The sequence below is a fragment of the Ignavibacteriota bacterium genome (assembly GCA_016716225.1).
Taxonomy (GTDB): Bacteria; Bacteroidota; Ignavibacteria; order Ignavibacteriales; family Melioribacteraceae.
On the sequence record JADJWT010000001.1, the window covers coordinates 936,602 to 961,355 of the forward strand.

Sequence of the window (24,754 nt, forward strand, 5' to 3'; positions counted from 1 at the left end):
GGACTAAAATTTTTTACAAAAAACTGCCCAATTTTGCTTGAGTTAAAATTTTGAGAATAGTTGGAGTTGATGTTAATTAATAGGAGAAAAATAATTGCGTAGTAGAAGCAATGTATTTGAAAATAATAAAAAAACTTTTCGAAAATTATTTTCCCCAAAAAATAATTTCCTTTCTGTGCAATTTGCACTTTAAATTAATTTTACAAATACATAATGGAAAAATATTTATTCAACAAATGCGGATTCAACAAATTTTCTGAGTTGTTTAACTTCATTTTTACTTAGTTGCTGCCCAATTCTTGCAAGCATATAAACGCCGAGAATTAAAATTATTGTAATTGGAACAAGCCATAAAATTTCTGCGGAATAATCAAGACTTAAACGCGAAAGTCCCCAAAAAAGAAAAACAAAGGATGCTAATCCAAGTAGGAAAAAAGTGCCAGCAAAAGCCATCCAAATACTTTCACTTGGACCAATTACACCGCGAACTTCCGTTCCTTTTTCGGTTTCATCAATTTGGAGATTTAATTGAGGAGTCCAAATATGTTTTTCATTTTGAGGTGCACAAATTACAGCATAACCTTCTTTCGCCCAGCCTTTGCATGGTGAATTTGGATCTTCAATTTTTTGTTTTATTATTTCCATAACTTCAGTTTGACTAAGTTTAGAAATAATTTTTATTCTTGGTCGTAATTCTGCTGACATAAATTATAAAAAGACAATGTGTGCTAATAATATTAGTAAATATTTTACAAAAAGTATAATTAAATATTAAAAATCAAAATGGATTTAAGGTAAGTATTATTCTATTTGTTAATCAATTTCATGAGATAAATTATCATTCATCTTCATTCTTATCTTCATCTTCTTCCTTTAAACTAACTCCCATAAAATTCAGTTCAAAATCTTTAAGTAGTTCTTTAACATCTGCCAAATCATTTTCATTTACCATAAGAATTGCGGGCTCTAATAAAGGACGAATTGACATAAAATTTTCACCGTGAAAATAATAATCTATATTTCCATCAAGAAGACTTTTGATCATTGCAATATCTACTTGACTATATGTTTTTAAAACTTCTACATAATTAAAATTTTTATCCAATTTTTCTTCATCATCTCTATGAACCATATTGGGTGAAAATGCTGGAAGACAAATTGCAATATATTCGGTTTCTTCAAATGGAGTACTGTATCTGATCCATTCGTCTTTTTCCGTTAATATTGCTTCACCGGCTTTAACTTCAAAAATTTCATTTTCCGTTTCAACTTTTAAAATTCCCTTTAAAACAAAAGTATATTCATTAAATTCCGGTTTTTGTCCGGGCTCAATCCAACCTTTTGGACTTGTCATTTTGGCAATGCTTACTTCTTCGGTTTGCGAATTAACCCTTCCAAAATATTCTCTAATAATTTTTGGTTTATTTCCGGCAGATTCAATGATTGACGGCGATTTAATAATTTTTGGCATGTTTAACCTTTTTATTTTCAAAAGGAATTTAATAAAATATTATCAAAATAAAATTCTTCTGCTTGAGTGAAATCAAATTTTAAATAATTGTTAAATTTTATTTCATACCGGAAAGGATCTTTAACTTTGTTTCAAATTAGTTATTTTTCATTTAATAAAATCAAAATAGAATTGCTATGAAACTCAAAAATATTATCATATACATTTTTTTATTTTCAATAATTACTTATTCGCAAAATGATAAAAAGCCCAAACTTGTTGTTGGTATTGTCGTTGATCAAATGCGGTATGATTATTTGGAAAAATTTTATAATGAGTTTGGAAATTCCGGTTTTAAAAGATTATTAAATAACGGAACAAATTTTACAAACTGCAAAATTAATTATATTCCAACTGTAACCGGCGCTGGACATGCTTCAATCTATACCGGAACGGTTCCTTATTTTCATGGAATAATCGCAAATGATTGGAAAGACAGAAAAACATTTGAAAATGTAAATTGCGTTACGGCTTTAAGTCCCACAAACAAAATGTATGTTGAAGGAATAAGCAAAGAACTTTCTCCAGAACAGCTTTTAAGCTCAACAATTGGAGATCAAATAAAATTAAATAATTTTGGTAAATCCAAAGTTATCAGTCTCTCGGTTAAAGATCGCGGTGCAATGCTGCCAGCTGGAAGAAGTGCCGATGCAGCTTATTGGTTTGATGAAAATGCCGGAAAATTTATTTCTTCATTCTATTATTTAAAGAGATTACCGGATTGGGCGGCAAATTTTAATAATTCCGGAAAAATAGATTCATACTTAGAAAAAGAATGGGATTTATATAAACCTTCTGATGTTTATAAAAATTTACCGGATGATAATTCTGTTTATGAAGAAGATGTTTTTAACGAAGGGAAAACTTCTTTTCCGCATTCATTTAAAAATGTTGAGCAATCAAAAAAATATCAAAAACTTACTCACACACCTTTTGGAAATCAAATATTAATTGATTTTGCAAAAGAAATTTTAGTAAATGAAAATCTTGGGAAAGGTGAATTTACTGATCATTTGGCAATTAGTTTTTCATCTCCGGATAAAATTGGTCACGATTACGGCGTGCAATCTTATGAAGTTATGGATACTTATTTGAGATTAGATCAACAGATTTCCGAATTATTAAATATGCTTGATTCACAAGTTGGAAAAAATAATTATCTGCTTTTCTTAACTGCAGATCATGGCGGAATGGAAAATACACAACATCTTAAAGATATGCATTTTGATGCGGGTGTTTTGGAAAATACAAACTTTTTTGAAAAACTTACAGATCATTTGGAAAAAGTTTTCGGAAGTAAAAATTTAATTAAAACTAGATTTTCAAGAAATTTATATTTAAATCATGATGAAATTTCTAAACTCAAATTAGATAATGTAAAAATTGAAAACGAAATTAAAAATTATATGTTAGATAGTTTTCCGGAAGTAGTAGAAGTTTTTACAAAATCTGAACTTGATAAGATGACAGCTTCAAGATCAACAAATAATTATTTGCTAAATGGATATAACAAAAAAAGATCGGGTGATATTTTATTTTCTCTAAAATCTTATTATTTGGAATATGAAAAAAAACAAGGAGCTCAACACGGCTCACGACACATTTATGATAATCACATTCCATTAATTTTCTACGGAAATAAAATTAAATATGAAACTAGAAATGATGAAGTATATATTGAAGATATTGCTGCAACTATTTGTGATTTAATTGGAATTACTCAACCAAGTGATTGTATTGGAATTCCTTTATTGAAAAAATAAATTATGTATTTATATTTTTCTTAACAGATCATAAATAATCTGCGTAATCTGAGTTCTATTTTTTTAATTATTCTCTATCAATTTTTAGATCAAGCCAATTTTCTAAAGTTGAATAAATTTTCTCTTTTTGTTCACCTTCAAAACTTTTTATTCTGGTTTTGTGATCTCCGCCCTTTTTTATCATTTTAACTGCGTTTGTATTTGGACCAATATTTACGCCGGTTGCAGACCATGGATCATTTTCTCCATAAATATAAAGCATATTATTTCCATGATTAAAAATGTAATCATTAATATTCTGCATTAATTTTTTATCAAATGACAAATCAACATTCTGAGGTGCAAAATAAATATTACTTGCATATTCTTCATTTACACTTTCCAAGAGATTGGAAAAATCACTTGTTTCGTAATTGTAATAACCAATTTCAGTATATGCTTGATAGAAAAACGGTTGAAAATAGCTCATTGATTTTCCGTCAAAATAATCAAAAGGAGAAGCAGTATAAAGATGTTTAAAAAGTTCTTCCGGCGATGATTCAGAGATTGGAATATCATCGCAAGATAAATTTCCCCATTGCCAAAATGCAAATGAATATTCCATAACAGAATATTCAAAAGTTTTTTCTAATCCCAAAGGAAAAGTATAATTCATTTCCTTCATATGATTTTCAAGCATCGGTAAAATTTCATTGCGTTTTTTTAATAATGATTTTTGAAAATCTTCAATTTTATTTCTGCATTCTTCGGTTCCAACATTTTCAAGAAAATTATGAATTCTATTATCCTCTTGCTCTAGATTAAGCGGTGCAACATAAGGAACCCAAACATCAACAGCATTTGGATAATAATATTTGAAAAATATTGAAGTTTGTCCGCCTTTGCTAATTCCGGTATTTATCCATTTTCCTTTGTAAATATTTTTAAATATTTCAACAATTCTGTTATGATCTGCTGCAGCTTGCGCAGTATTTAAATACTTCCAAATTATACTATCTGGTTTCGATTCTCCAAAATATCTATGTTCAACTATTAGTTCATTGCACTTTAGAATTTTTGCCAATTCAGTTTTTCGTGCTGAATTTATTGCGTATCCATCCGTTTCAATAACAATTGGTTTGGTAAAATCCGTATGATGTAAATAAATTCGCTGGGAAAATTTTGGTCCATTTATGGGATTAAGATGGTCAACTGGTTGAGTGATAAAAATTTCAAAAGATTCCGCAAACTGATTATCCGATTGTAGTTGAGTAAATTTAATTTCCGGAATTTCCAAAAGTCTTTTGTGTAGTTCAGATTTAATTTCATCTTCTTGCGCAAGTATATCTATTGAAATAAAAAGAATAAATATTTTTGCAATGTTGTAAATATTATTTCTCATTTGTTGACTTATGTTTTTTTCTAAAGAGTTAATAAATTTTTCTTTCGCAAAACAAAAAAAGATTCCGGTTTTCCACAAATGCAGAAACCGGAATAACGATTCATTTTAATTTTATCTTTACGTGTCCCCTTTCACATTTTTATTCTTCTTGCATAAAAGGATATCTATAATCCTTTGGTGGAATAAAATTCTCTTTTATTGCTCTTGGTGAAACCCAGCGTATTAAATTTAGATAACTTCCTGCTTTATCATTTGTACCGCTCGCTCTTGCGCCACCAAAAGGCTGTTGACCAACAACAGCACCGGTAGGTTTATCATTAATGTAAAAATTTCCGGAAGCATTTTTTAAAATTTTATCTGCTACAATTATCGCCTCTCTATCTTTTGCAAAAATTGCACCGGTTAATGCATATGGAGAAGTTTGATTGCAAAGTTCTAAAGTTTGTTCATATTTATTTGTAGGATAAACATAAATAGTTAGAACCGGACCAAATATTTCTTCTTCCATTGTTTTAAACTTTGGATTTGTCGTAACAATTACTGTTGGTTCTATAAAATATCCTTTTGAATTATCAAAATTTCCTCCGGATATAATTTCCGCATCTTTAGCTTTTTTAGCAAAGTTGATATATTCTGAAATTGTATCAAATGCACCTTTATCAATAACTGCATTCATAAAATTTGTAAAATCTTCCGGCGAACCCATTTTTACAGTTTTCAATTCGCTAATTATAAATTTCTTTAATGAATTCCACATTGATTGAGGAATGTAAGCGCGAGAAGCTGCAGAACATTTTTGTCCTTGATATTCAAATGCACCTCTAATTAATGCTGTTCCAACTTCTTTAACATCTGCACTTTTATGAACAAAAATAAAATCCTTACCGCCAGTTTCACCCACAATTCTTGGATATGATTTATACTTTGCAATTTTTTCGCCAATTGTTTTCCACATATTTTGAAATACCGGAGTGCTTCCAGTAAAGTGAATCCCAGCTAAATGAGGAGAATCCATAACCGGATCACCAACTTGCCTTCCGGATCCGGGAACAAAATTTATAACTCCTGGAGGAAATCCAGCAGCTTCAAATAATTTCATTAACCAGTATCCTGTATAAACTGCGCTTGATGCTGGTTTCATTAAAACTACGTTTCCCATTAAAGCAGGCGAAGTTGGTAAATTTCCAGCAATTGATGTAAAATTAAACGGAGCAACTGCAAATACAAATCCTTCTAAAGCTCTGTATTCCATTTTATTCCATTGCCCGGCTGGTGAATGAGGCGGCTGCTGCTCATAAATTTGCTGAGCATAATAAGCATTAAATTTGAAGAAATCTATTAATTCACAAGCTGAGTCAATTTCTGCTTGAAACGCATTTTTACTTTGTGAAAGCATTGTTGAAGCATTTAAAGTATTTCTCCAATAGGGAGAAGCTAGCAAATCTCCTGCTTTCAAAAATATTGCTGCTCTATCGTGCCAATCCATAGAAGCCCAAGATTCTCTTGCTTTTAACGCTGCATCTATTGCCATTTCAACTTCTTTCTTTCCGGCTTTATGATATTTTCCAATTACGGTTTTGTGATCGTGAGGAATTATACAATCTTCCATATTTCCGGTTTTAATTTCCTTACCACCAATTATCAATGGAATTTCTATAACTTGTTTTTTTAATTCTTCAATTCTTTTCTTTAGTTCAATTTTTTCTTGTGAACCTGGAAGATAATTCTTCACCGGTTCATTCTGCGGAAGATTAATTCTAAATTGAGCATTACTCATTACACATCTCCTAAAACTTTTATTTAATAATTTTTCTAATAATCAAAACTAAGAAATTATACGCAGACCAAAAAGTAAAATGGGTGAATTGAGATTTTATTAAGAAGTGAAAATAGCTTCTTTAAAACCTAGGTGATAAATTTCTAATAAAAATAAATAAAACTTAATTTGGAGTTAAGATGAGCTCAATCATAAAAATTTTATCCTCAATACTGTTATTTTATTCAATCCCAACTTTTTTATCGGGATTAGACATTTACAAAGGAGTTGAACCGGATTTAAATTCTGAATGGATTATTTTAATCATTTTTTATTTTCTCAGTATATTACTTTTCATATTAAATTTCATTGTGAACATTAAATTTTTCAAAAATATTTAGTAAAATATTTTTCATGAATGTGTAAATTTTGATGTGTTTATTAATATTACTTAGAAATCTGAAATAAATATTTATGACAACTTTTCAACTGAAAATTTTAAGATTTATATTGGGGTCATTACTTCTATTTGTGGCACTTAACGCATTTGGCGGCGGATATTATGGAATGTCTGGTGCAGATGGAATTCCAATCGAATGGCTTGAAAATAGTCCTTTTCAAAATTATTTCATTCCAAGTTTATTTCTATTTATTATTGTTGGCGGATCAAGTTTATTAGCATCAATTTTTGTTTTTCGAAATTTAAATTTTGATTTAACATTTTCATTTTTAGCAGCCTCAATAATTTTGACTTGGATAATAACTCAAGTATCTATAATTGGTTATGTTTCTTGGATGCAGCCGACAATTTTTATTATTGGTCTTATCGTTTTTTTTCTTTCATTTATTTTATTCAAGCAAAGAAACAATAATAATTGATTTATCTTTTCTTTCGCCCGAAAATTTAAAATGACAAATCATAGTAATTTTAATTCACATAATGCGTTTTTGTTTACAGATGAATGGAATGATTTCAGCAATAGAAATTCTTTGGTTTTTTACGGAACTTCAGATTTAGGAACAGTAAAATTAATTTTCAAAAATAAACCGGTTTTTTTTATTGAACGAAAAAATCAAAATATTGAAATTCCTTATCCGCATTTACGAAAACAAGTAAACTTAAAATCCTTTGATTTTATTGATGTTGATGCAATTTATTTTAATACTCAAAATGATTTGCTGAAATGTTCGGAATATTTTGATTCGCAAAAAGTTAAAACTTTTGAAAGTGATGTAATTCCCACGCGCAGATTTTTAATGGAAAAAGGAATTAATGCACAAGTTAAAATTGAAGGAAATTTTTCTCAGCAAAAAAATGTAATGGTTTTTGAAAATCCGAAAATTTATTCAAATGAATATTCTCCCAATTTTAAAATTGCATCGATTGATATTGAAACAAATTCAGAAAACAATAACATTTATTCATATGCAATTCATCAAACTGAAAAATGCGAAGAACAAAATATTGTTAGAATTTTAGGAAACGAAGAAATTCAATTAAGTGAAAATGTTTATCAACATAAATCAGAAAAAACAATTTTACAAAAATTTATAAATGATATTTCCAAGTTTGATCCCGATATTATTATTGGCTGGAATGTTCTCGGTTTTGACTTGAAAATATTGGAAGAACGAGCAAATGCAAATAACGTAAAATTTATTTTGGGAAGAGATAATTCAATTTCAAAAATTATTCAAAAATCCAGCGGAAATTATTTTGCTAAAATTTCTGGAAGAATTGTTTTAGATGGACCAACAACATTACGTTCTGCATTTTTCACTTTTGAAGATTACAAACTTGAAACCGTTGCGCAACAATTATTGGGAAAAGGAAAAACTATTGAAAGTAATTCTAATAAAGTCGCTGAAATAAATTTTCTTTTCGCAAATGATAAATTAAAATTAGCGGAATATAATTTAACAGACTGTATTTTAGTTTTTGAAATATTTGCGAAAATTGGAATTATTGATCAGCTAATTACGCGTAGTAAACTTTCCGGATTGTTTTTAGATCAGCTAGGACAAATGACTGCGGCGTTCGATCATTTTTATTTACCTCAATTACACAAAAATGGATTTGTTGCGCCAAATGTAAAGGATATAAAACAAACTCAACATTCTGCCGGCGGCTATGTATTTGATCCGCAGCCCGGTTTATATAAAAATGTTTTTGTGCTGGATTTTAAAAGTTTGTATCCATCAATAATTGAGACTTTTAAAATTGATCCTCTATCAAGATTGCTCTCAAATGAATACACTTTGCAAACTCCTAACGGAATTAAATTTTCGCAAACGAATCATATACTTCCTAATTTTATTGAAGAATTAATGCATCACCGCGAAATCGCAAAAAAAAATAATGATAAAAATCTTTCGCAAGCAATAAAAATTTTGATGAACAGTTTTTACGGAGTTATGGGTTCTTACGGTTGCCGATTCTATCATCCAAATTTGCCAGATGCAATTACCGGAACCGGTCAGTGGCTACTTCAACAAAGTAAAATATTCTTGGAAAAAAATAATTTGAAAGTTCTCTACGGCGATACAGATTCTTTGTTTGTAAACGTAACGACTGATTTTGCTGATGCAAATGATTTAGGAAAAAATATTGCAAAAAATTTAAATGAATATTGGAACGAAAGAATTGAAAAAGAATTTTTACTAAAATCATATTTGGAAATTGAGTTTGAAAAATATTATTCAAAATTTATTTTAACTTCAATGCGCGGAAGAGAAGGTGGAGCTAAAAAACGTTATGCGGGTTTGCTAGAAGATAAAATTGATTTTGTGGGAATGGAATTTGTTCGATCTGATTGGACAAAACTTGCAAAGAATTTTCAAGAGGAATTGTACTTACGAATTTTTAATAATCAAGATTATGAAAATTGGATTAAAGAATTTGTTTCAAATTTACTTTCCGGAAAATTTACCAACGATTTAACTTATAAAAAACGTTTACGTAAAGGTTCGGAAAATTACACAAAAACAATTCCTCCGCATGTAAAAGCTGCGCGATTGATAAATCAAGAACGTGGAACCGTAAATTATTTTATTACTAAGCGTGGACCAATTCCCACCGAATTAAATCCCATGGATTTTGATTATCAACATTATATTGAAAAACAGTTAAAGCCAATTGCAGATTCGGTTTTGGCGCTTTTCGGAAAATCTTTTGATGGAATTGTAAAATCAACTCAAATGAATTTGTTTTGATAAAAATATTCTAAACTCTATTTTATCATAAACCAAATTATTACATAAATCACTTTTCTAAATTCAACAATGAATGTAAAAAATCTCCAGCGAAAGGAATATCTTCAAAGAATTAACAAAGTACTTGATTATATTGATAATAATCTCGATTCTAAATTTTCTCTTGATGAATTATCTTCGGTTGCAAATTTTTCTAAATTTCATTTTCACAGAATATTTAAAAGTATTCTCGGAGAAACATTAAATAACTATATCCTAAGAATCCGACTTGAAAAAGCTGCCACAATTTTAATTAACAATCCAAATTTATCAATAACAGAAATTGGTTTTGAATGCGGATTTTCTAGTACATCAATTTTCGCAAGAGCGTTTAAGGAAAGATTTAAAATTACTGCGACCGAATGGCGAAATAAATATTCGAAAGAATTTAGCAAGATAAGTCAAACGGTTAGCAATCAAAGTGAAGTTTCAAATTTTTTGAATGAATATTTTGGTGATGTATTTATAAATAAAACGGAGTTGAAAATGAATCACCAAATTGGTGAAGTTACACCAACTAAAGTTGAAGTAAAAGAAATTTCAAGTTTTATTGTTGCGTATATAAGGTATATTGGTCCTTATAAAGGTAACGCAGAATTATTTGGAAATTTGTTTGGCAGACTTTTTAACTGGGCTGGACCAAGAAATTTGTGTCTTCCTACATCAAAAGTTTTAGCAGTTTATCATGATAATCCGGAAATAACAGATGAAGAAAAATTACGTTTAAGTGTTTGTATTTCCGTTCCAAATAATACAGAAGTAACAGACGAAATTGGTAAAATGGAAATTGCTGGTGGAAAATATGTTGTGGCAAGTTTTGAGTTAACCGAGAATGATTATCAGAAAGCTTGGGATTATGTTTACAGCGAATGGTTTCCATCAAGTCGTTATCAGCCAAACGATAATCCATGTTTTGAACTTTATTTAAATGATCCCAAAGAACACTCCGAAGGAAAACATATTGTTGATATTTACGTTCCGGTAAAACCTCTTTAAAATTTTAATCTCAATTAAGATGCGATCTTTATGAAAAGATCGTATCTTTTTTGATGGAGAATATCTAAACTTTTTCTTAATCATATTCTTAAACTTAATCTTTGAATTAAATTTTCTTAAAGTTTGCTATTACAAATTTCCAAGTGGAAAAATAATTCATTGTTTGTTATACTTACGAAAAATATTAACAAAGAAAGGGATATAATGCTCACTTCACAATTATTTAAAAACAGACTTTTAACTTTATTTGTATTGCCAATTTTACTTTTAATATTTTCATCTCAAATTTCTGCTCAAATTGATTTAAACAAGGTTTTGAAAAAAACAAAAAAGAAAGCCGAGAAAAAAATTGAAAAAAGAATAGAAGATAATATTGATAAAGGTGTTGATAAAACTTTGGATGGTGTTGAAGATGGTATTGAGGATTCCGTTGAGGGTGATGAAAATACTGAAGAATCTGCTGATGAAATTCCAGAAGAAAATAAATCCGCAAATAAAAAAGTTAAGGAAACCAACCCTCAACAAGTTGAAAATAAAACTCCGCAGTTAAATTGGGCAAAATATGATTTTATTCCCGGTACGGAAATTATTTTTGAAGACAATCACGAAGGAGAACAAAACGGTGAGTTTCCATCAAAGTGGGATTTAGTTAAAGGAACTTACGATAATGCAAACGTCGATGGTGAAAATGTTATAATGTGCAGAAAAACCAATGCAAACGGCGGCGGCGGTATTGTTCCATTGATTAAAAATTCATCCGAAGATTATCTTCCCGATGAATTTACTGTTGAATTTGATGCTTATTTTCCCGATCAACATTTTTCTTATCGCGTCTTTTTTGCTGATTATAAAAATCAAAAGAAAATTTTTAGAAATCCCGAATATAATACTGCTGAACAAAATATCCGTTTTTATCAAAATGCTGCCGATGGAAAAAATATTGAAAAAAATTTTCTGCCCGGAACTAATTATGTAACAAATATTGCAACTTGGCGACACATAGCAATTTCTTTCAATAAACGTGCGCTAAAAGTTTATTTGGATGATACAAGAATTTTAAATATACCCAATGTTGATTTTAATCCCACCGGTATTGGACTTTCATCGCACAATCCAGATGGAAAATCTGCTGGATATTTAAAAAATATTAGAATTGCAAAAGGTGCAGTTCCACTTTATGATAAATTTTTAACCGATGGAAAATTTGTAACAACCGGAATCAAGTTTGATGTAAACAAATCAACTTTAAAACCGGAAAGTATGGGAACAATAAATTATGTTGTTAAAATGATGCAAGATCATCCCGAATTAAAATTTTCCGTTGAAGGTCATACAGATAGCGATGGAAATGATGATTCAAATCTTAAGCTTTCTGAAGACAGAGCAAAATCTGTTGTTGCAAAAATGATTGAGTTAGGAATTTTTTCTGATCGGTTAACATCAAAAGGATTGGGCGAAAGTAAACCTTTTACAAGTAATGATTCTTCTGAAGGCAAAGCTCAAAATAGAAGAGTTGAATTTGTGAAAATGTGATAAATTCAGTTGTGAAAAAATTGCAAATATTTTGGAAATTCAAAATAAAGACAGCTTAAAATAATTTCAGAAAAATCAGTTGAAGATCGGAGAAACTGGTTAACAGATAATTGTGAAAAAGAATAATTGTTTGACTAATTCTTTATCACAAAAAATAAAATTGAAAGTGGAAAACTTAAATGGCTTACAATGAAAAATTAGCAAATAAAATTAGAGAAGCTCTTTCAGAAATTCCAAATGTTGAAGAGAAAAAAATGTTTGGAGGATTAGCATTTTTAGTAAACGATAAAATGTGCATAAATGTCAGCGGCGAAAAATTAATGTGCAGATATGATCCAAAACTGGAAGATAAAATTTCTGCGAAAAATGGATTTGAAAAAGTTTTAATGAAAGGAAAAGATTTTAAAGGTTATTGTTATGTAAAACCGGAAGGTTTTAAAACAAAAAAGGATTTCGATTTTTGGATAAAACTTTGTCTAGAATTTAACAAAGAAGCTAAATCTTCTAAAACAAAAAGTTAATATAATCATTACTTTATTTTGTCATTCACACGAAAGTGGGAATCCATAAAGATTAAAATATCATGAAAAAACTAAAAATCATTACAAATAAATCGGTTAAAGAAAAATTCGGAAAATATCCTAAAAATATAAAACCGAAAATAAATCATCTTAGAAAATTAATTATGGATGTTGCTAAATCCGATGAATCAATTTTAGAAATTGAAGAAACATTAAAATGGGGCGAACCAAGTTACTTATCAAAACACGGCAGCACTTTAAGAATTGATTGGAAAGAGAAAAATCCAAATCAGTATGCAATGTATTTTAAGTGCACAAGTAAGTTAGTTCCAACATTTAAAGAAGTTTTTAGTGATTTATTTAAATATGAAAATTCTCGGGCAATTCTTTTTGATTTGGATGAAGCAATTCCGGAAGAAAAACTAAAAATCTGTATTTCACTAAGTTTGAATTATCATAAAGTTAAGAATCTACCTAAATTGGGTTTGTGAAAAAACTCAGTTTAATCTTATTCTTAATCTTAATCTTTTTCTTAATCTAATTTTTAAAAATTCCGTAAATATTAAATATGTGATTTTTTGAAAAGATTATATCTTTATTTACTGAAATATCTCAAAAAAAATTTCAGTAATTCTTAAGTTTTGAGATTTCTCGCCCGATAAAAAACATCGGGATCGAAATGACAATTGCAAGTTTGAGTCATGTCGAATCGCTTTTTGCTGAGACATCCCAAATTTTTATAAATATGAATTTTATTGTTGACGAATATTAAATCTTTTTCTTACTCTTAATCGCTTTTAAAAGATAGAGTAAGAATAGGATTAAGAACAAGATTGAGAAAAATAAAAATCAGCTAAATTTATTCTTATAATCAACTGGAGACATTCCGGCAAATTTCTTAAAAATATCTCTAAATGATTTACTATCCGTATAACCGACATCATACATAATTTCAGAAACGGTTTTCTTCCCTTTTTCCAAATCAATTTTTGCAGCTTCTATTTTTACGCGCTGAATATATTCGATGATTGTATTTTTAGTTGCGGCTTTAAATCTTCTTTCAAAAGTTCTTCTTCCTAAATTAAATCTTTCTGATAATTCTTCAATCGTAATTTTCTCTTTATAATTTTCCTCAATATAGTTTTGTGCGGAAAGAATTAAACTATCCTTATGCTCTTTTTGTCCCTTAAAAATTCTAAATGGTAATTGTGAGGTTTTTTCAGTATCAAGTAAAAAAAATTTCGATGCCATAATTGCCATTTCTTTACTTGTATATTTTTCCACCAAATACAAAAGTAAATTCCAGTAAGAAGTTGCACCGCCGCTTGTGTAAATTCTGTTTTGATCCGTAATAATTTTATCTTCTGCAAATTTTACGTTTGGAAACATTTCTCTAAATTGATTTGCAAAAAGCCAATGTGTAGAACATTGTTTTTCATCTAACAATCCTGTAGAAGCCAATAAAAATGCACCTATGCACAAACTTGCAATTTCTGCTCCACCGTTGTATTGATCTAAAATAAACGGAATAAATTTTTCGTTAACCTCAATTGCGTTTAAAATATTTCCGCTGATTGCCGGAACAATAATCAAATTTGCTTGCTCTGCATTTTCAATTGTATTATCTGTGTGAATTTCAACAGTATCAAAATTTAATTTTACTTCTTTTGTTAATCCGATTAATTGAACATTAAAAAATGGCTCGTGACCAGCTTCTTTAAAAAAATTATTTACTGCAAAAAACATATATTGCGGATCAAATATTGCAGATGGAATTGCTGTTTCTGGAACAATTATAATTACTTTTTTCATTGCGAAAATGTAATAAAAGACGTTGTCGCAATCAACCCGTATGTTTGGCGTATTTACACATTAGAAAAAGATAAAATATCTATTATATTTGTTGAATATTTGAAATAAATAGAAGGGGGCATCAAATGAGATCTATTAATCCTCATATTAATTTTAATGGAAATGCTGAAGAAGCATTTACCTTTTATAAATCAGTATTTGGTGGTGAATTTGGAAAAATTATTCGATTTAAGGATATATCAAGTCCTGAATTTCCAGTACCTGAAAATGAGGAAAATAAAGTAATGCATATTGCTTTGCCTATTGGTAATAATATTTTAACGGCGAATGACATTCCAGAAAGCATGGGCAAAGTAAATGAAAACGAAAACAGATCTAAAATATCAATTAGCACAGAAAGCAGTGAAGATGCTTCCAAATTATTTAAAGGGCTTTCGGAAGGAGGGAATATTGAAATACCTATTGATGACAGCCCCTCGGGTTCATGCTTTGGAATGTTTTGGGATAAATTTGGTATTGAATGGATGGTTAACTTTGATCCTAAAAATTAAACAAAGTTAACTGATGAAAAACAACGAATGCTAACAGATAACAAGCTAATTTTTTTTATTAACACTCAAATGAATTAATTAGCAAAGCAAAAACTGATATTTTAATACACTTCTGTTGTGGAAATTGCGGTTTCAAGAATTATTGTTTTTACATTTTTTATGCTAAAATGTAAAAAATATTATTGACGCAATAATCCCGTATGATTGGCGTATTTACACATTAGAAAAAGACAAAATATCTATTATATTTGTCAAAGATTTCTGAAATTTATTATTGGTGAGAAATTAAAATGCAAAAATTAAGAGTGCAAAGTTTTTCAATCTCTATAGATGGCTTTGGTGCAGGTCCAAATCAAAGCCTTGAAAATCCACTTGGAATTGGAGGGCCAAATCTACATAAATGGTTTTTCCCGACAAAAACTTTTCAAAAAAATGTGATGGGAAAAGATGGCGGCACAACCGGCATTGACAATAGCTTTGCCGAACGAGGATTTGATAATATCGGCGCATGGATTTTAGGCAGAAATATGTTTAGTCCATATCGCGGACCCTGGCTTGATGAAAATTGGAAAGGATGGTGGGGCGATAATCCTCCTTATCAAGTTCCGGTTTTTATACTAACAAATTATCCTCGCAAATCAATTGAAATGGAAGGCGGAACAACTTTTCATTTTATTACAGACGGCATTCATTCTGCACTTAAAAAAGCTTTTGATTCTGCAAATGGAAAAGATGTAAGATTGGGCGGCGGAATTAATGTAATTCGCCAATATTTAAAAGAAAAATTAATTGATGAAATGCACATTGCAGTTTCTCCGGTTTTTCTTGGATCTGGAGAAAATCTCTTTTCACAAATTAATATTGTCGATTTAGGATATAATTGTGTTGAATATATTTCAACAGAAAATACAACTCATTTAGTTTTAAAAAAATATGAAAGGAAATAATTATGAAAAATATTCATCCTTACTTTAATTTTAACGGAAATACTGAAGAAGCGTTTAATTTTTACAAATCTGTTTTTGGCGGCGAGTTTAATGGTGTAATGAAATTTAAAGATTTACCGGATGCTCAGAATTTCCCCTCTGAAGTTCAAGAAAAGATTATGCATATTTCTCTGCCGTTGTGCAACGGAATTATTATGATGGGAACTGATTTAATTGAATCTATGGGACATAAATTTGTACCCGGAAATAATATGCACATTATGATTACTACAGATACTAGAGAAGAAGCTGATAATTTGTTTAACCAACTTTCCGTTGGTGGAAAAATTGAAATGCCGATGGCTGATCAATTTTGGGGTGATTATTATGGTAATTTTACAGATAAATTTGGAATAAATTGGATGATTGATTTTTCCAAAGAACAATAATCAACAAAATAAGGAGTATGAAAATGGCAAAGGAAAATTCAGATTTATTAACTGCCGGAAAAATTGCAGCTCAGCTTGGTGTTTCGGGATCGATTGTTTCAAAAACTATTAAAACTCTAAACCTTAAGCCAGATTTGGTTAAAGCTGGTTGCAATTATTTTGGCAAAGATAATATTGAGAAAATAAAAAAAGCATTGAAATAAGTTAATAAAAAACCATATTGCTTAATTATTTAAGTGAGATTCCCGTGATCAGTTAGCTAACTGACAGGAATCTTATAATTTTATGGATTCCCAGTTTCGTGGGAATGACTTATTTTTTCTGACATTTTTTGCAAAATCATTGATTAGATATATTTTAATAAAAATAGTTATGGAAATAGTAAATTCAAATCTAGAACAAGAAATAATTACTTCTCGAGAAATTAATTTTCCGGTTGATTTGGTTTATCAAGCATTTGAAAACCCTAATCATCAAAAAAATTGGTGGGGACCAAAAGGTTTTACAAATACCTTTAATTCATTTGAATTTAAACCCGGTGGTAAATGGAGTTTCATTATGCACGGTCCTGATAAAGGAAATTATGTTAATGAATGCATATTTATAATTGTTGAAAAAAATAAATTAATTGTCTGGGATCGTATTTCAAACCCAATATTTTATGTGATTTTTCAATTTCAAGAAATTTCAGTAACTAAAACAGAAATAATATTTAAACAATTATTTGATTCAGTTGAATTGTGCAATAAAATTAGATCATATACCGTTGGGAAAAACGACGAAAATTTTGATCGGCTTGAAGAAGAATTAATTAAAATGAGAAAGGATTCAAAATGAATTCAATAACACCAAATTTGTGGTTTAATAAAAATGCAGAAGAAGCTGTAAACTTTTACACTTCACTATTTGAAAATTCTAAAATTGGAAACTCGCAAAGATACGGCAAAGAAGGATTTGAATTTCATCAAATGCCGGAAGGCACAATAATGACAATGGAATTTGAATTAGCGGGACAAAAATTTCTTGCATTAAACGGCGGACCAATTTTCAAATTCAGCGATGCGGTTTCATTTTATGTTTATTGTAAATCAGAAAACGAGATTGAATTGCTTTATGAAAAATTAAAACAAAACGGAAGCATCGTTTGGCAATTGGGTAAATATGATTGGAGTGAAAAGTATGCTTGGGTAAAAGATAAATTCGGAGTTTCTTGGCAGCTTGATATTAATATAATGAATTCTCCCCAAAAAATTTTACCAACACTTTTATTTACAAATGACAAATTTGCTCATGTAAAGGAAGCTATAATTTATTACACAAATATTTTCCCAAATTCAAAAATTAATTTTGAATTTCCTTATCCGCCTTCGGAAAATATTCCGCAAAATGCTCTTTTATTTGCGCAATTTAATTTATCAAATTATTTATTTAACGCAATGAGTAGTTCGCAAAAACATGATTTCGATTTTAACGAAGCAATTTCTTTTATCGTAAGTTGTGAAACTCAAAATGAGATTGATTATTATTGGGAAAAACTTGGCGAAGGTGGAGATCCTAATGCGCAGCAGTGCGGATGGCTTAAAGATAAGTTTGGAGTTTCTTGGCAAATTGTTCCAGCAAAACTTGGTAGATTATTAAGCAGTGGAAACAAAGAACAATCTTCTTCCGTAATGAATGAATTATTAAAAATGAGAAAACTTGATTTAAATATTTTGGAACAGACATTTCAGAAAAATTCATAATATTTATTAAACAATTTCGAAAGGATTAAAAAGTGGAAAAATTAAAATTTAATATTCATATAAATGCATCAAAAGAAAAAGTTTGGAAAACTCTTTGGGATCATGAAACATATAAAAAATGGTCTTCCGTATTTTCAGAAGGTTCGAGTATGGAATCAGACTGGAAAATTAATGGCAGAACATTATTTGTTGATGGAAAAGGCAACGGAATGATAAGCACAATTGCCGAACTAAAGGAAAATGAATTTTTATCGTTTAAACATTTGGGTTTTATTAAAGACGGCATTGAAGATTACGAAAGTGAAGAAATAAAGAAATGGTCGGGAATTTTTGAAAATTACACATTAAAACCTAGCGGAAATAATACTGAATTATTTATAGAGATGGATATGAATGATGAATACAAAGATTTTTTTCTTAACACATGGCCTTTAGCATTGAATAAAATTAAAGAATTGAGTGAACAATAAAAATAGTGAAACGTCAGAAGTGTAATAAAAAATAATTCTTCTTGAATTCGTAGCTAAACGTATATTAACTATTATTTTATGAATTAAATTTGTAATCAAAAAGATGATGGGAATATTTAAATGGATAAAACTAAAATTAAAATAGAAACTTTTGTATCGGCAGATGAAAACAAAGTATGGGAATATTGGACGCAGCCGGAACATATTACAAAATGGAATTTTGCATCTGACGATTGGCATTGCCCAAGCACAGAAAATGATTTAAGAGTTGGTGGTAAATTTAGTTCAAGAATGGAAGCAAAAGACGGAAGTTTTGGATTTGATTTTTGGGGAATTTATGATGAAGTTATTCCACAAAAAAAAATTTCTTATACAATGGGCGATGGCAGAAAGGCAATTACAGATTTTGAACAGCAAAATGATGAAATAAAAATTACCACAATTTTTGATGCTGAAAGTGAAAACTCGATAGAACTACAAAAATTTGGCTGGCAATCAATTTTAAATAATTTTAAGAAACTTGTTGAGGAAAATTAATTTTTCAATTTAATTCTGAAAACTTAAACCTGAATTTTTAATTTGCTAAAAATATTTCAAGCGGAAAAAGAAAATGAATCCAAAAGTGGATACATATTTAAGTCAAGTTGGTAAGTGGCAAAGAGAATTGGAAAAAATTAGAACTTTAATTCTTGATTGCGGCTTGATTGAAGAATATAAATGGATGCATCCATGTTATACTCTAAATAAAAATAATGTATTATTAATTCATGAGTTTAAAGATTATTGTGCAATTTTATTTCATAAAGGTGCTTTACTAAAAGATGAAAAAAATATTTTAGTTCAACAAACCGAAAATGTTCAATCTGCAAGACAAATTAGGTTTACCAATATTTCTGAAATTGAAAAATTAGAGACAACAATTAAGGAATATATATTCGAGGCAATAGAGATTGAAAAATTCGGACTGAAAGTTGAAATGAAAAAAACTTCCGAATTCAACATGCCGGAGGAACTAAAATTAAAATTTGAAATGGATCCGGATTTTAAAACAGCTTTTGAAAATTTAACACAAGGACGACAAAGAGGTTATCTGTTACATTTTTCACAACCAAAACAATCTAAAACTCGCAGTGAAAGAATTGAAAAAAATATAGAGCGAATTCTTACGGGGAAAGGGCTTCAAGATTGTATTTGTGGACATTCAAAAAGATTTCCTAGTTGTGATGGTTCACACAGTAAAATAGAGTAAAAAAATAAAGCTTTAAGAATGGTTAAACTGCCATATTAATAATTTTCATATTTTAATAAATACTTATTAGAAAATTTTATGAAAACCCAAAAAACAGAATTTAAAAATATTGATGAATACATTTTAACTTTCCCGGATGAAGTTCAAGAAAAATTAACCGAACTTCGTAAAACAATAATAGAATCCGCTCCGGAATCTATAGAAAAAATATCTTATCAAATGCCAACATTTTATTTGAGCGGCAATTTAGTACATTTTGCGGGTTATAAAAAGCATATTGGTTTTTATCCAACTCCAACTGGAATAGAACAATTTAAAGATGAACTTAAAAATTTCAAAACTTCTAAAGGGGCAGTTCAATTTCCAATTGATGAAACACTTCCGGTAAAATTAATTTCCAAAATTGTGAAATTTAGAGTGAATGAAAATTTATCCAAATCAAAAAAAGGTAAATAAATATATCTAAGGAATTTTATGAATCGACCACAAGCAAATGAATATAATCCGTATTTCCATAAATATATTGATCTTGTTGAAGAAGGAAATTTTTTTCAAATATTTACAACTGATACCGAATCAACATTTAATTTCTTTATAAATATTCCGGAAGAAAAACATAATTACAAATATGCACCGGAAAAATGGACAATTAAAGATGTTCTTATGCATGTAATTGATACCGAAAGAATTTTTTCTTATCGTGCATTGGTTTGTGCAAGAGGAGATGATAAAACTTTATTACAAAGAGCAGATGAAAATTTATTTGCCGCTAATGTTAATGTAACAAATAGATCTATGGAAAGTTTACTTGAAGAATTTTTGGTTGTAAGAAAAAGTATGGAATTTTTACTCAAAAACATTACTGATGAAAAATCTGAATTTTTAGGCAATAACGGAGAATTTAAAATTTCCGCAAGAGCTTTGGGCTATATTTCACTTGGTCATACTAAGCATCATATAAAAGTTATTAAAGAAAGATATTTGTAATTTCAAATATTTTGCGTCAACAATTTATTTACTAATCTATTTTAAAATAATTAGAAAACAATTTTTTTGGAAACACTTTCATCTCAAAAATCAATCTGGCATGAATTAAAAGAAGCCATTCAAGGAAGTGAAGCTGATTACACCCAAATTCCACTTGGCAAAGCAATTTTTCTTTTGGCTATCCCAATGATTTTAGAATTAATAATGGAATCAACTTTTGCCATTGTTGATATTTATTTTGTGGGTTCACTTGGAGCTTCAGCAGTTGCTACTGTTGGATTAACAGAAACTTACATGTTTCTTCTTTATTCTATCTGCATGGGTTTGGCAATGGGTGTAACTGCTTTAATTGCAAGAAGAATTGGTGAAAAGAACAAAGAGAAAGCCGGAATTACTGCAGTTCAGTCAATATTTATCGGTGTTATGGCTTCCATTCCATTTTCAATTGCTGGGATTTTTTATAGCAAAGAATTATTGGAATTGATGGGTGCTGATAGTTGGATTCTCGGGCATGGTGTTGGATATGCTCAATGGATGCTTGGCGGAAATTTAGTAATAATGTTAATATTTGTTATTAATGCCATTTTTAGAGGTGCCGGCGATGCGGCAATTGCGATGCGTGTTTTATGGATTGCAAACGGAATCAATATTATTTTGGATCCGCTTTTAATTTTTGGCTACGGTCCTTTTCCCAACTTAGGAATTGAAGGTGCGGCAATTGCAACAAATATTGGAAGAGGCGTTGGAGTTTTAATTCAGTTGTGGTATCTGTACAAAGGTGTAAAACATATTAAAGTAGAGAGATCACATATTTTCTTAAATTTTAAAATAATTTCTTCAATTATAAAAACTTCTTTGGGTGGAATTGGACAAAATATTATTGCAATGACTTCATGGATTTTTATTATGCGAATTTTTGCCGAGTTTGGAAGTCACGTTGTTGCCGGAGCCACAATTTCAATAAGAATTATGATGTTTACAATGATGCCGGCTTGGGGCTTATCAAATGCGGCTTCAACATTGGTGGGTCAAAATCTTGGTGCAAATTCTCCGGATCGTGCAGAAAAATCCGTATGGAAAATTGGAACTTATAATATGATTTTTTTAATCGGCGTTTCAATAATTTACTTTTTCTATAGTGAGAATTTAGTTTCAATTTTCACAGATGATTTGGGAGTAATTTCTGTTGGAACAATGTGGCTAAAAATAGTTTCATATTCCTATTTTGTTTACGGATGGTGGATGGTTTCTGTGCAAGCGTTTAATGGTGCTGGAGATACTATTACACCAACTAAAATTAATTTAATATTTTTTTGGGTGTTGCAAATTCCATTTTCATACTTAACCGCAAAAACATTTGGTTTTGGATATGAAGGAATTTTCTGGACAATCTTTGCAACCGAAACAAGTGTTGGACTTTTCACTTTATGGCTTTTCAAAAAAGGTTCATGGAAAAAAGTAAAAATTTAAAAATGAAATGAATCAAATAATTTATTTAGAAAATTATGAGCAAAATCATTAGTGTAACTGAATATATGGAAAACCTTGAACATCCTTTCAAAGAAGGATTTGAAACATTACGTGATGTAATTAAAAGTTCAAATAAAAATATTGTAGAAGAAATTAAATGGAATGCACCGAGTTATAAATTAGAAAATCACTTTGCAACTTTTAAACTATATCCGCCGAAAAATATTCAAATAGTTTTACACACTGATACAAAAGAAAAAGAAAATCCAAAACAATTTCATTTAGATGATCCGCATAAATTGGTAAAATGGGCAGCACCTGATAGATGCACAATTGCAATTAAATCAAATGAAGATGCAAAATAATTAAAAAATAAAGTCTCTAAGATTATTAAAAGCTGGATTAAGCAATTATAAATTTTTAAATATAAACCACATTTCACAATTCTCTCAATTAAAAAATACTTGTTAAGTTTTCGGTAGCGAAGAAAACTGCATCGATATATTTTACTGATATCAATTTTTGAAAGGAAAAAATAATGATATCACAATATGAAATTTTTACACAATTACATAAATCAGACAAACCACTTTTACTTGGGAACGTCTGGAATGTTCAAAGTGCAAAAGTTTATGAAAAACTAAAATTTAGCGCAATCGGAACTTCGAGTGCGGCAATTGCCAATTCTCTTGGTTATGATGATGGAGAAAATATTTCGTTTGAAGAATATTTTAATTTAGTGAAGAAAATTTCTAAAAATACAAATATTCCTTTATCGGTCGATTTAGAAGCCGGTTTCGGAAATGATATTGATACAATATTTTCTAATATTAAAAGACTTTCAGAAATTGGAATTGCTGGAATAAATATTGAAGATTCAATTGTGAAAAATTCTAATAGATCAATTTTGCCTGCTGAAGTTTTTTACAGCAAACTAGATAATATTTGTAAAAAATTAGAACAAGAAAAAGTAAAAATATTTGTTAATGTTAGAACTGATACCTATTTGCTAAATCTAAAAGACAAATTAAACGAAACTAAAAAAAGAATTCGCCAATATGAAAGTGCTAAAATTGACGGAATTTTCATTCCATGCATTACTGATGAAAAAGAAATTAAAGAATTAACTAAATCAACCAAATTGCCGATCAACGTAATGTGCATGCCTAATTTGCCGGATTTTAAAACTCTTTCTAATATTGGTGTTAAAAGAATTAGCATGGGAAATTTTATTAATGATTTTGTTTACACCCAAATGGAAAGTAAAACAAATGAAATAATTTTAGACCAAAATTTTAACAGTTTGTTTTAGGATTTAATTATGGAACTTACTCATGAAATAATGTATAACGCTGCTGTTAAAAAAGATGTTTCATTTGAAGGTATATTTTTTACTGCTGTTAAAACAACAGGAATTTTTTGCAGACCAACATGCACGGCAAGAAAACCTAAAATAGAAAATGTGGAATTTTATAAAACTTCAAAAGAAGCAATATTGAAAGGCTACAGACCATGTAAGGTTTGTAATCCATTAGAAAAATTAAATGCAACACCAATTGAAATAAAAAATATATTAAGCGAATTAAATGAAAATCCATCGCAAAAAATTAAAGATTTTGACCTTGTTAAAAAAGGGATTGAACCAAATAAAGTTAGAAGATGGTTTTTAAAAAATCATGGAATTACATTTCATGCTTACCAGAGAATGTTAAGAATAAATAATGCATTTAAAAAAATTCGAGATGGAAAAAGTATTACGGAAACTGCTTTTGATTCTGGTTATAATTCTTTAAGCGGATTTAATGATTCATTTAAATCTGTTTTTGAAACTTCACCGAGTAATAGCAAAACAAAAAATGTTATTGAATTAAAAAGAATTGAAACAAAATTGGGAACCATGATTGCATGTTCAACAAAAGATGGAATTTGCTTGCTCGAATTTTCAGATCGCAAAATGCTTGAAACTGAATTGAAACAAATTTCTAAATTTTTCGATGCAAAAATATTACAAGGAGATAGCAATCATTTAACAAATTTGGAAAAACAGTTACATGAATATTTTGATGGAAATAGAAAAGAATTTACAATTCCGATTGCTACTTCCGGAACGGTTTTTCAAAATATTGTTTGGGAAAAACTGTTGCAAATTCCATTTGGAAAAACAAAAAGTTACAAAGATATTGCAGAACAAATCGATAAACCAACAGCTGTAAGGGCTGTAGCAAATGCAAACGGAATGAATAAAATTGCAATTTTAATTCCTTGTCATAGAGTTATTGGATCTGATGGAAATCTTACCGGTTACGGCGGAGGATTGTGGAGAAAAAAGGAATTACTTGAAATCGAAAGTAAATAAAAAATTTATGTTATAAATATTCTATCATTT

At 29.3% G+C, this 24,754-nt stretch carries 26 protein-coding genes and 1 pseudogene; 22 read left to right on the forward strand and 5 right to left on the reverse strand.

Annotated elements, in window-relative coordinates:
• Nucleotides 1-225 precede the first annotated feature (225 nt).
• Nucleotides 226-705 carry a hypothetical protein gene (locus IPM32_03980; GenBank protein ID MBK8944412.1) on the reverse strand — a complete coding sequence of 160 codons (480 nt, stop codon included), beginning with the start codon at nt 703-705 and terminating at the stop codon, nt 226-228.
• 409 nt (nt 706-1,114) lie between these two features.
• A pseudogene (locus IPM32_03985) lies at nt 1,115-1,471 on the reverse strand (cupin).
• 176 nt (nt 1,472-1,647) lie between these two features.
• On the opposite strand from IPM32_03985, the gene IPM32_03990 reads away from it, so the two are divergent.
• Nucleotides 1,648-3,273 carry an alkaline phosphatase family protein gene (locus IPM32_03990; protein ID MBK8944413.1) on the forward strand — a complete coding sequence of 542 codons (1,626 nt, stop codon included), beginning with the start codon at nt 1,648-1,650 and terminating at the stop codon, nt 3,271-3,273.
• Nucleotides 3,274-3,340: 67 nt separating this feature from the next.
• Here IPM32_03990 and IPM32_03995 read toward each other — a convergent pair whose 3' ends face one another.
• Nucleotides 3,341-4,654, reverse strand: a complete 1,314-nt coding sequence (locus IPM32_03995; GenBank protein MBK8944414.1) for a peptidase — start codon at nt 4,652-4,654, stop codon at nt 3,341-3,343.
• A gap of 139 nt (nt 4,655-4,793) precedes the next feature.
• On the reverse strand, nt 4,794-6,431 hold the full coding sequence (gene pruA, locus IPM32_04000) for an L-glutamate gamma-semialdehyde dehydrogenase (GenBank protein ID MBK8944415.1): 1,638 nt from the start codon (nt 6,429-6,431) through the stop codon (nt 4,794-4,796).
• Nucleotides 6,432-6,941: 510 nt separating this feature from the next.
• Between pruA and IPM32_04005 the strand changes: the two genes are divergently transcribed.
• The 6 genes from IPM32_04005 (at nt 6,942) to IPM32_04030 (ending at nt 13,203) form a co-directional block, all read left to right on the forward strand.
• Nucleotides 6,942-7,289 (forward strand): hypothetical protein, encoded by a 348-nt coding sequence (locus tag IPM32_04005; GenBank protein MBK8944416.1) that lies wholly within the window; start codon nt 6,942-6,944, stop codon nt 7,287-7,289.
• Nucleotides 7,290-7,319: 30 nt separating this feature from the next.
• Nucleotides 7,320-9,623 carry a DNA polymerase II gene (locus IPM32_04010; GenBank protein ID MBK8944417.1) on the forward strand — a complete coding sequence of 768 codons (2,304 nt, stop codon included), beginning with the start codon at nt 7,320-7,322 and terminating at the stop codon, nt 9,621-9,623.
• A gap of 69 nt (nt 9,624-9,692) precedes the next feature.
• On the forward strand, nt 9,693-10,658 hold the full coding sequence (locus IPM32_04015; protein ID MBK8944418.1) for an AraC family transcriptional regulator: 966 nt from the start codon (nt 9,693-9,695) through the stop codon (nt 10,656-10,658).
• A 204-nt stretch (nt 10,659-10,862) separates the two neighbouring features.
• Nucleotides 10,863-12,191: an OmpA family protein gene (locus IPM32_04020; GenBank protein ID MBK8944419.1), complete on the forward strand. Its 1,329-nt coding sequence runs from the start codon at nt 10,863-10,865 to the stop codon at nt 12,189-12,191.
• A 179-nt stretch (nt 12,192-12,370) separates the two neighbouring features.
• Nucleotides 12,371-12,712 carry a TfoX/Sxy family protein gene (locus IPM32_04025; protein MBK8944420.1) on the forward strand — a complete coding sequence of 114 codons (342 nt, stop codon included), beginning with the start codon at nt 12,371-12,373 and terminating at the stop codon, nt 12,710-12,712.
• Between the two features lie 62 nt (nt 12,713-12,774).
• A complete protein-coding gene (locus tag IPM32_04030; GenBank protein ID MBK8944421.1) occupies nt 12,775-13,203 on the forward strand; it encodes a DUF1801 domain-containing protein in 429 nt (142 codons plus the stop codon).
• Nucleotides 13,204-13,561: 358 nt separating this feature from the next.
• On the opposite strand, the gene IPM32_04035 is transcribed toward IPM32_04030, so the two are convergent.
• Complete coding sequence (locus IPM32_04035; GenBank protein ID MBK8944422.1) at nt 13,562-14,524, reverse strand: helix-turn-helix domain-containing protein; 963 nt, start codon at nt 14,522-14,524, stop codon at nt 13,562-13,564.
• A gap of 125 nt (nt 14,525-14,649) precedes the next feature.
• Between IPM32_04035 and IPM32_04040 the strand changes: the two genes are divergently transcribed.
• The 15 genes from IPM32_04040 (at nt 14,650) to IPM32_04110 (ending at nt 24,724) form a co-directional block, all read left to right on the forward strand.
• On the forward strand, nt 14,650-15,075 hold the full coding sequence (locus IPM32_04040; GenBank protein ID MBK8944423.1) for a VOC family protein: 426 nt from the start codon (nt 14,650-14,652) through the stop codon (nt 15,073-15,075).
• A 290-nt stretch (nt 15,076-15,365) separates the two neighbouring features.
• Nucleotides 15,366-16,022 (forward strand): dihydrofolate reductase family protein, encoded by a 657-nt coding sequence (locus IPM32_04045; GenBank protein MBK8944424.1) that lies wholly within the window; start codon nt 15,366-15,368, stop codon nt 16,020-16,022.
• A 2-nt stretch (nt 16,023-16,024) separates the two neighbouring features.
• Nucleotides 16,025-16,450, forward strand: a complete 426-nt coding sequence (locus IPM32_04050; GenBank protein ID MBK8944425.1) for a VOC family protein — start codon at nt 16,025-16,027, stop codon at nt 16,448-16,450.
• Between the two features lie 23 nt (nt 16,451-16,473).
• Nucleotides 16,474-16,653, forward strand: a complete 180-nt coding sequence (locus IPM32_04055; GenBank protein ID MBK8944426.1) for an HTH domain-containing protein — start codon at nt 16,474-16,476, stop codon at nt 16,651-16,653.
• A 163-nt stretch (nt 16,654-16,816) separates the two neighbouring features.
• Nucleotides 16,817-17,287: an SRPBCC domain-containing protein gene (locus IPM32_04060; protein MBK8944427.1), complete on the forward strand. Its 471-nt coding sequence runs from the start codon at nt 16,817-16,819 to the stop codon at nt 17,285-17,287.
• Nucleotides 17,284-18,192, forward strand: coding sequence for a VOC family protein (locus IPM32_04065; protein ID MBK8944428.1), 909 nt, complete (start codon nt 17,284-17,286; stop codon nt 18,190-18,192). The genes IPM32_04060 and IPM32_04065 overlap by 4 nt, the downstream gene beginning before the upstream one ends.
• Nucleotides 18,193-18,224: 32 nt before the next feature.
• Nucleotides 18,225-18,662: an SRPBCC domain-containing protein gene (locus IPM32_04070; protein ID MBK8944429.1), complete on the forward strand. Its 438-nt coding sequence runs from the start codon at nt 18,225-18,227 to the stop codon at nt 18,660-18,662.
• Between the two features lie 120 nt (nt 18,663-18,782).
• Nucleotides 18,783-19,199 carry an SRPBCC family protein gene (locus tag IPM32_04075; protein ID MBK8944430.1) on the forward strand — a complete coding sequence of 139 codons (417 nt, stop codon included), beginning with the start codon at nt 18,783-18,785 and terminating at the stop codon, nt 19,197-19,199.
• Nucleotides 19,200-19,272: 73 nt separating this feature from the next.
• A complete protein-coding gene (locus IPM32_04080; protein ID MBK8944431.1) occupies nt 19,273-19,911 on the forward strand; it encodes a YdeI/OmpD-associated family protein in 639 nt (212 codons plus the stop codon).
• A gap of 78 nt (nt 19,912-19,989) precedes the next feature.
• A complete protein-coding gene (locus IPM32_04085; protein MBK8944432.1) occupies nt 19,990-20,367 on the forward strand; it encodes a DUF1801 domain-containing protein in 378 nt (125 codons plus the stop codon).
• Between the two features lie 18 nt (nt 20,368-20,385).
• On the forward strand, nt 20,386-20,898 hold the full coding sequence (locus IPM32_04090) for a DinB family protein (GenBank protein ID MBK8944433.1): 513 nt from the start codon (nt 20,386-20,388) through the stop codon (nt 20,896-20,898).
• A gap of 66 nt (nt 20,899-20,964) precedes the next feature.
• Entirely contained in the window at nt 20,965-22,368 is a 1,404-nt protein-coding gene (locus IPM32_04095; GenBank protein ID MBK8944434.1) for an MATE family efflux transporter, read from the forward strand.
• A 35-nt stretch (nt 22,369-22,403) separates the two neighbouring features.
• On the forward strand, nt 22,404-22,733 hold the full coding sequence (locus tag IPM32_04100; protein ID MBK8944435.1) for a DUF1801 domain-containing protein: 330 nt from the start codon (nt 22,404-22,406) through the stop codon (nt 22,731-22,733).
• A 173-nt stretch (nt 22,734-22,906) separates the two neighbouring features.
• On the forward strand, nt 22,907-23,680 hold the full coding sequence (locus IPM32_04105) for an isocitrate lyase/phosphoenolpyruvate mutase family protein (GenBank protein MBK8944436.1): 774 nt from the start codon (nt 22,907-22,909) through the stop codon (nt 23,678-23,680).
• 9 nt (nt 23,681-23,689) lie between these two features.
• Nucleotides 23,690-24,724, forward strand: coding sequence for a bifunctional transcriptional activator/DNA repair protein Ada (locus IPM32_04110; protein ID MBK8944437.1), 1,035 nt, complete (start codon nt 23,690-23,692; stop codon nt 24,722-24,724).
• Nucleotides 24,725-24,754: the final 30 nt, after the last annotated feature.

Bases quoted from the DNA above. Each gene is read 5' to 3' on its own strand.
- IPM32_04010 (MBK8944417.1), top strand. From the start codon at position 7,320: ATGACAAATCATAGTAATTTTAATTCACATAATGCGTTTTTGTTTACA.
- IPM32_04055 (MBK8944426.1), top strand. From the start codon at position 16,474: ATGGCAAAGGAAAATTCAGATTTATTAACTGCCGGAAAAATTGCAGCT.
- IPM32_04065 (MBK8944428.1), top strand. From the start codon at position 17,284: ATGAATTCAATAACACCAAATTTGTGGTTTAATAAAAATGCAGAAGAA.
- IPM32_04105 (MBK8944436.1), top strand. From the start codon at position 22,907: ATGATATCACAATATGAAATTTTTACACAATTACATAAATCAGACAAA.
- IPM32_04085 (MBK8944432.1), top strand. From the start codon at position 19,990: ATGAAAACCCAAAAAACAGAATTTAAAAATATTGATGAATACATTTTA.
- IPM32_03990 (MBK8944413.1), top strand. From the start codon at position 1,648: ATGAAACTCAAAAATATTATCATATACATTTTTTTATTTTCAATAATT.
- IPM32_04025 (MBK8944420.1), top strand. From the start codon at position 12,371: ATGGCTTACAATGAAAAATTAGCAAATAAAATTAGAGAAGCTCTTTCA.
- IPM32_03980 (MBK8944412.1), bottom strand. From the start codon at position 705: ATGTCAGCAGAATTACGACCAAGAATAAAAATTATTTCTAAACTTAGT.
- IPM32_04050 (MBK8944425.1), top strand. From the start codon at position 16,025: ATGAAAAATATTCATCCTTACTTTAATTTTAACGGAAATACTGAAGAA.
- IPM32_04090 (MBK8944433.1), top strand. From the start codon at position 20,386: ATGAATCGACCACAAGCAAATGAATATAATCCGTATTTCCATAAATAT.
- IPM32_04110 (MBK8944437.1), top strand. From the start codon at position 23,690: ATGGAACTTACTCATGAAATAATGTATAACGCTGCTGTTAAAAAAGAT.
- IPM32_04080 (MBK8944431.1), top strand. From the start codon at position 19,273: ATGAATCCAAAAGTGGATACATATTTAAGTCAAGTTGGTAAGTGGCAA.
- IPM32_04020 (MBK8944419.1), top strand. From the start codon at position 10,863: ATGCTCACTTCACAATTATTTAAAAACAGACTTTTAACTTTATTTGTA.
- IPM32_04035 (MBK8944422.1), bottom strand. From the start codon at position 14,524: ATGAAAAAAGTAATTATAATTGTTCCAGAAACAGCAATTCCATCTGCA.
- IPM32_03995 (MBK8944414.1), bottom strand. From the start codon at position 4,654: ATGAGAAATAATATTTACAACATTGCAAAAATATTTATTCTTTTTATT.
- IPM32_04040 (MBK8944423.1), top strand. From the start codon at position 14,650: ATGAGATCTATTAATCCTCATATTAATTTTAATGGAAATGCTGAAGAA.
- IPM32_04045 (MBK8944424.1), top strand. From the start codon at position 15,366: ATGCAAAAATTAAGAGTGCAAAGTTTTTCAATCTCTATAGATGGCTTT.
- IPM32_04030 (MBK8944421.1), top strand. From the start codon at position 12,775: ATGAAAAAACTAAAAATCATTACAAATAAATCGGTTAAAGAAAAATTC.
- IPM32_04100 (MBK8944435.1), top strand. From the start codon at position 22,404: ATGAGCAAAATCATTAGTGTAACTGAATATATGGAAAACCTTGAACAT.
- pruA (MBK8944415.1), bottom strand. From the start codon at position 6,431: ATGAGTAATGCTCAATTTAGAATTAATCTTCCGCAGAATGAACCGGTG.
- IPM32_04075 (MBK8944430.1), top strand. From the start codon at position 18,783: ATGGATAAAACTAAAATTAAAATAGAAACTTTTGTATCGGCAGATGAA.
- IPM32_04015 (MBK8944418.1), top strand. From the start codon at position 9,693: ATGAATGTAAAAAATCTCCAGCGAAAGGAATATCTTCAAAGAATTAAC.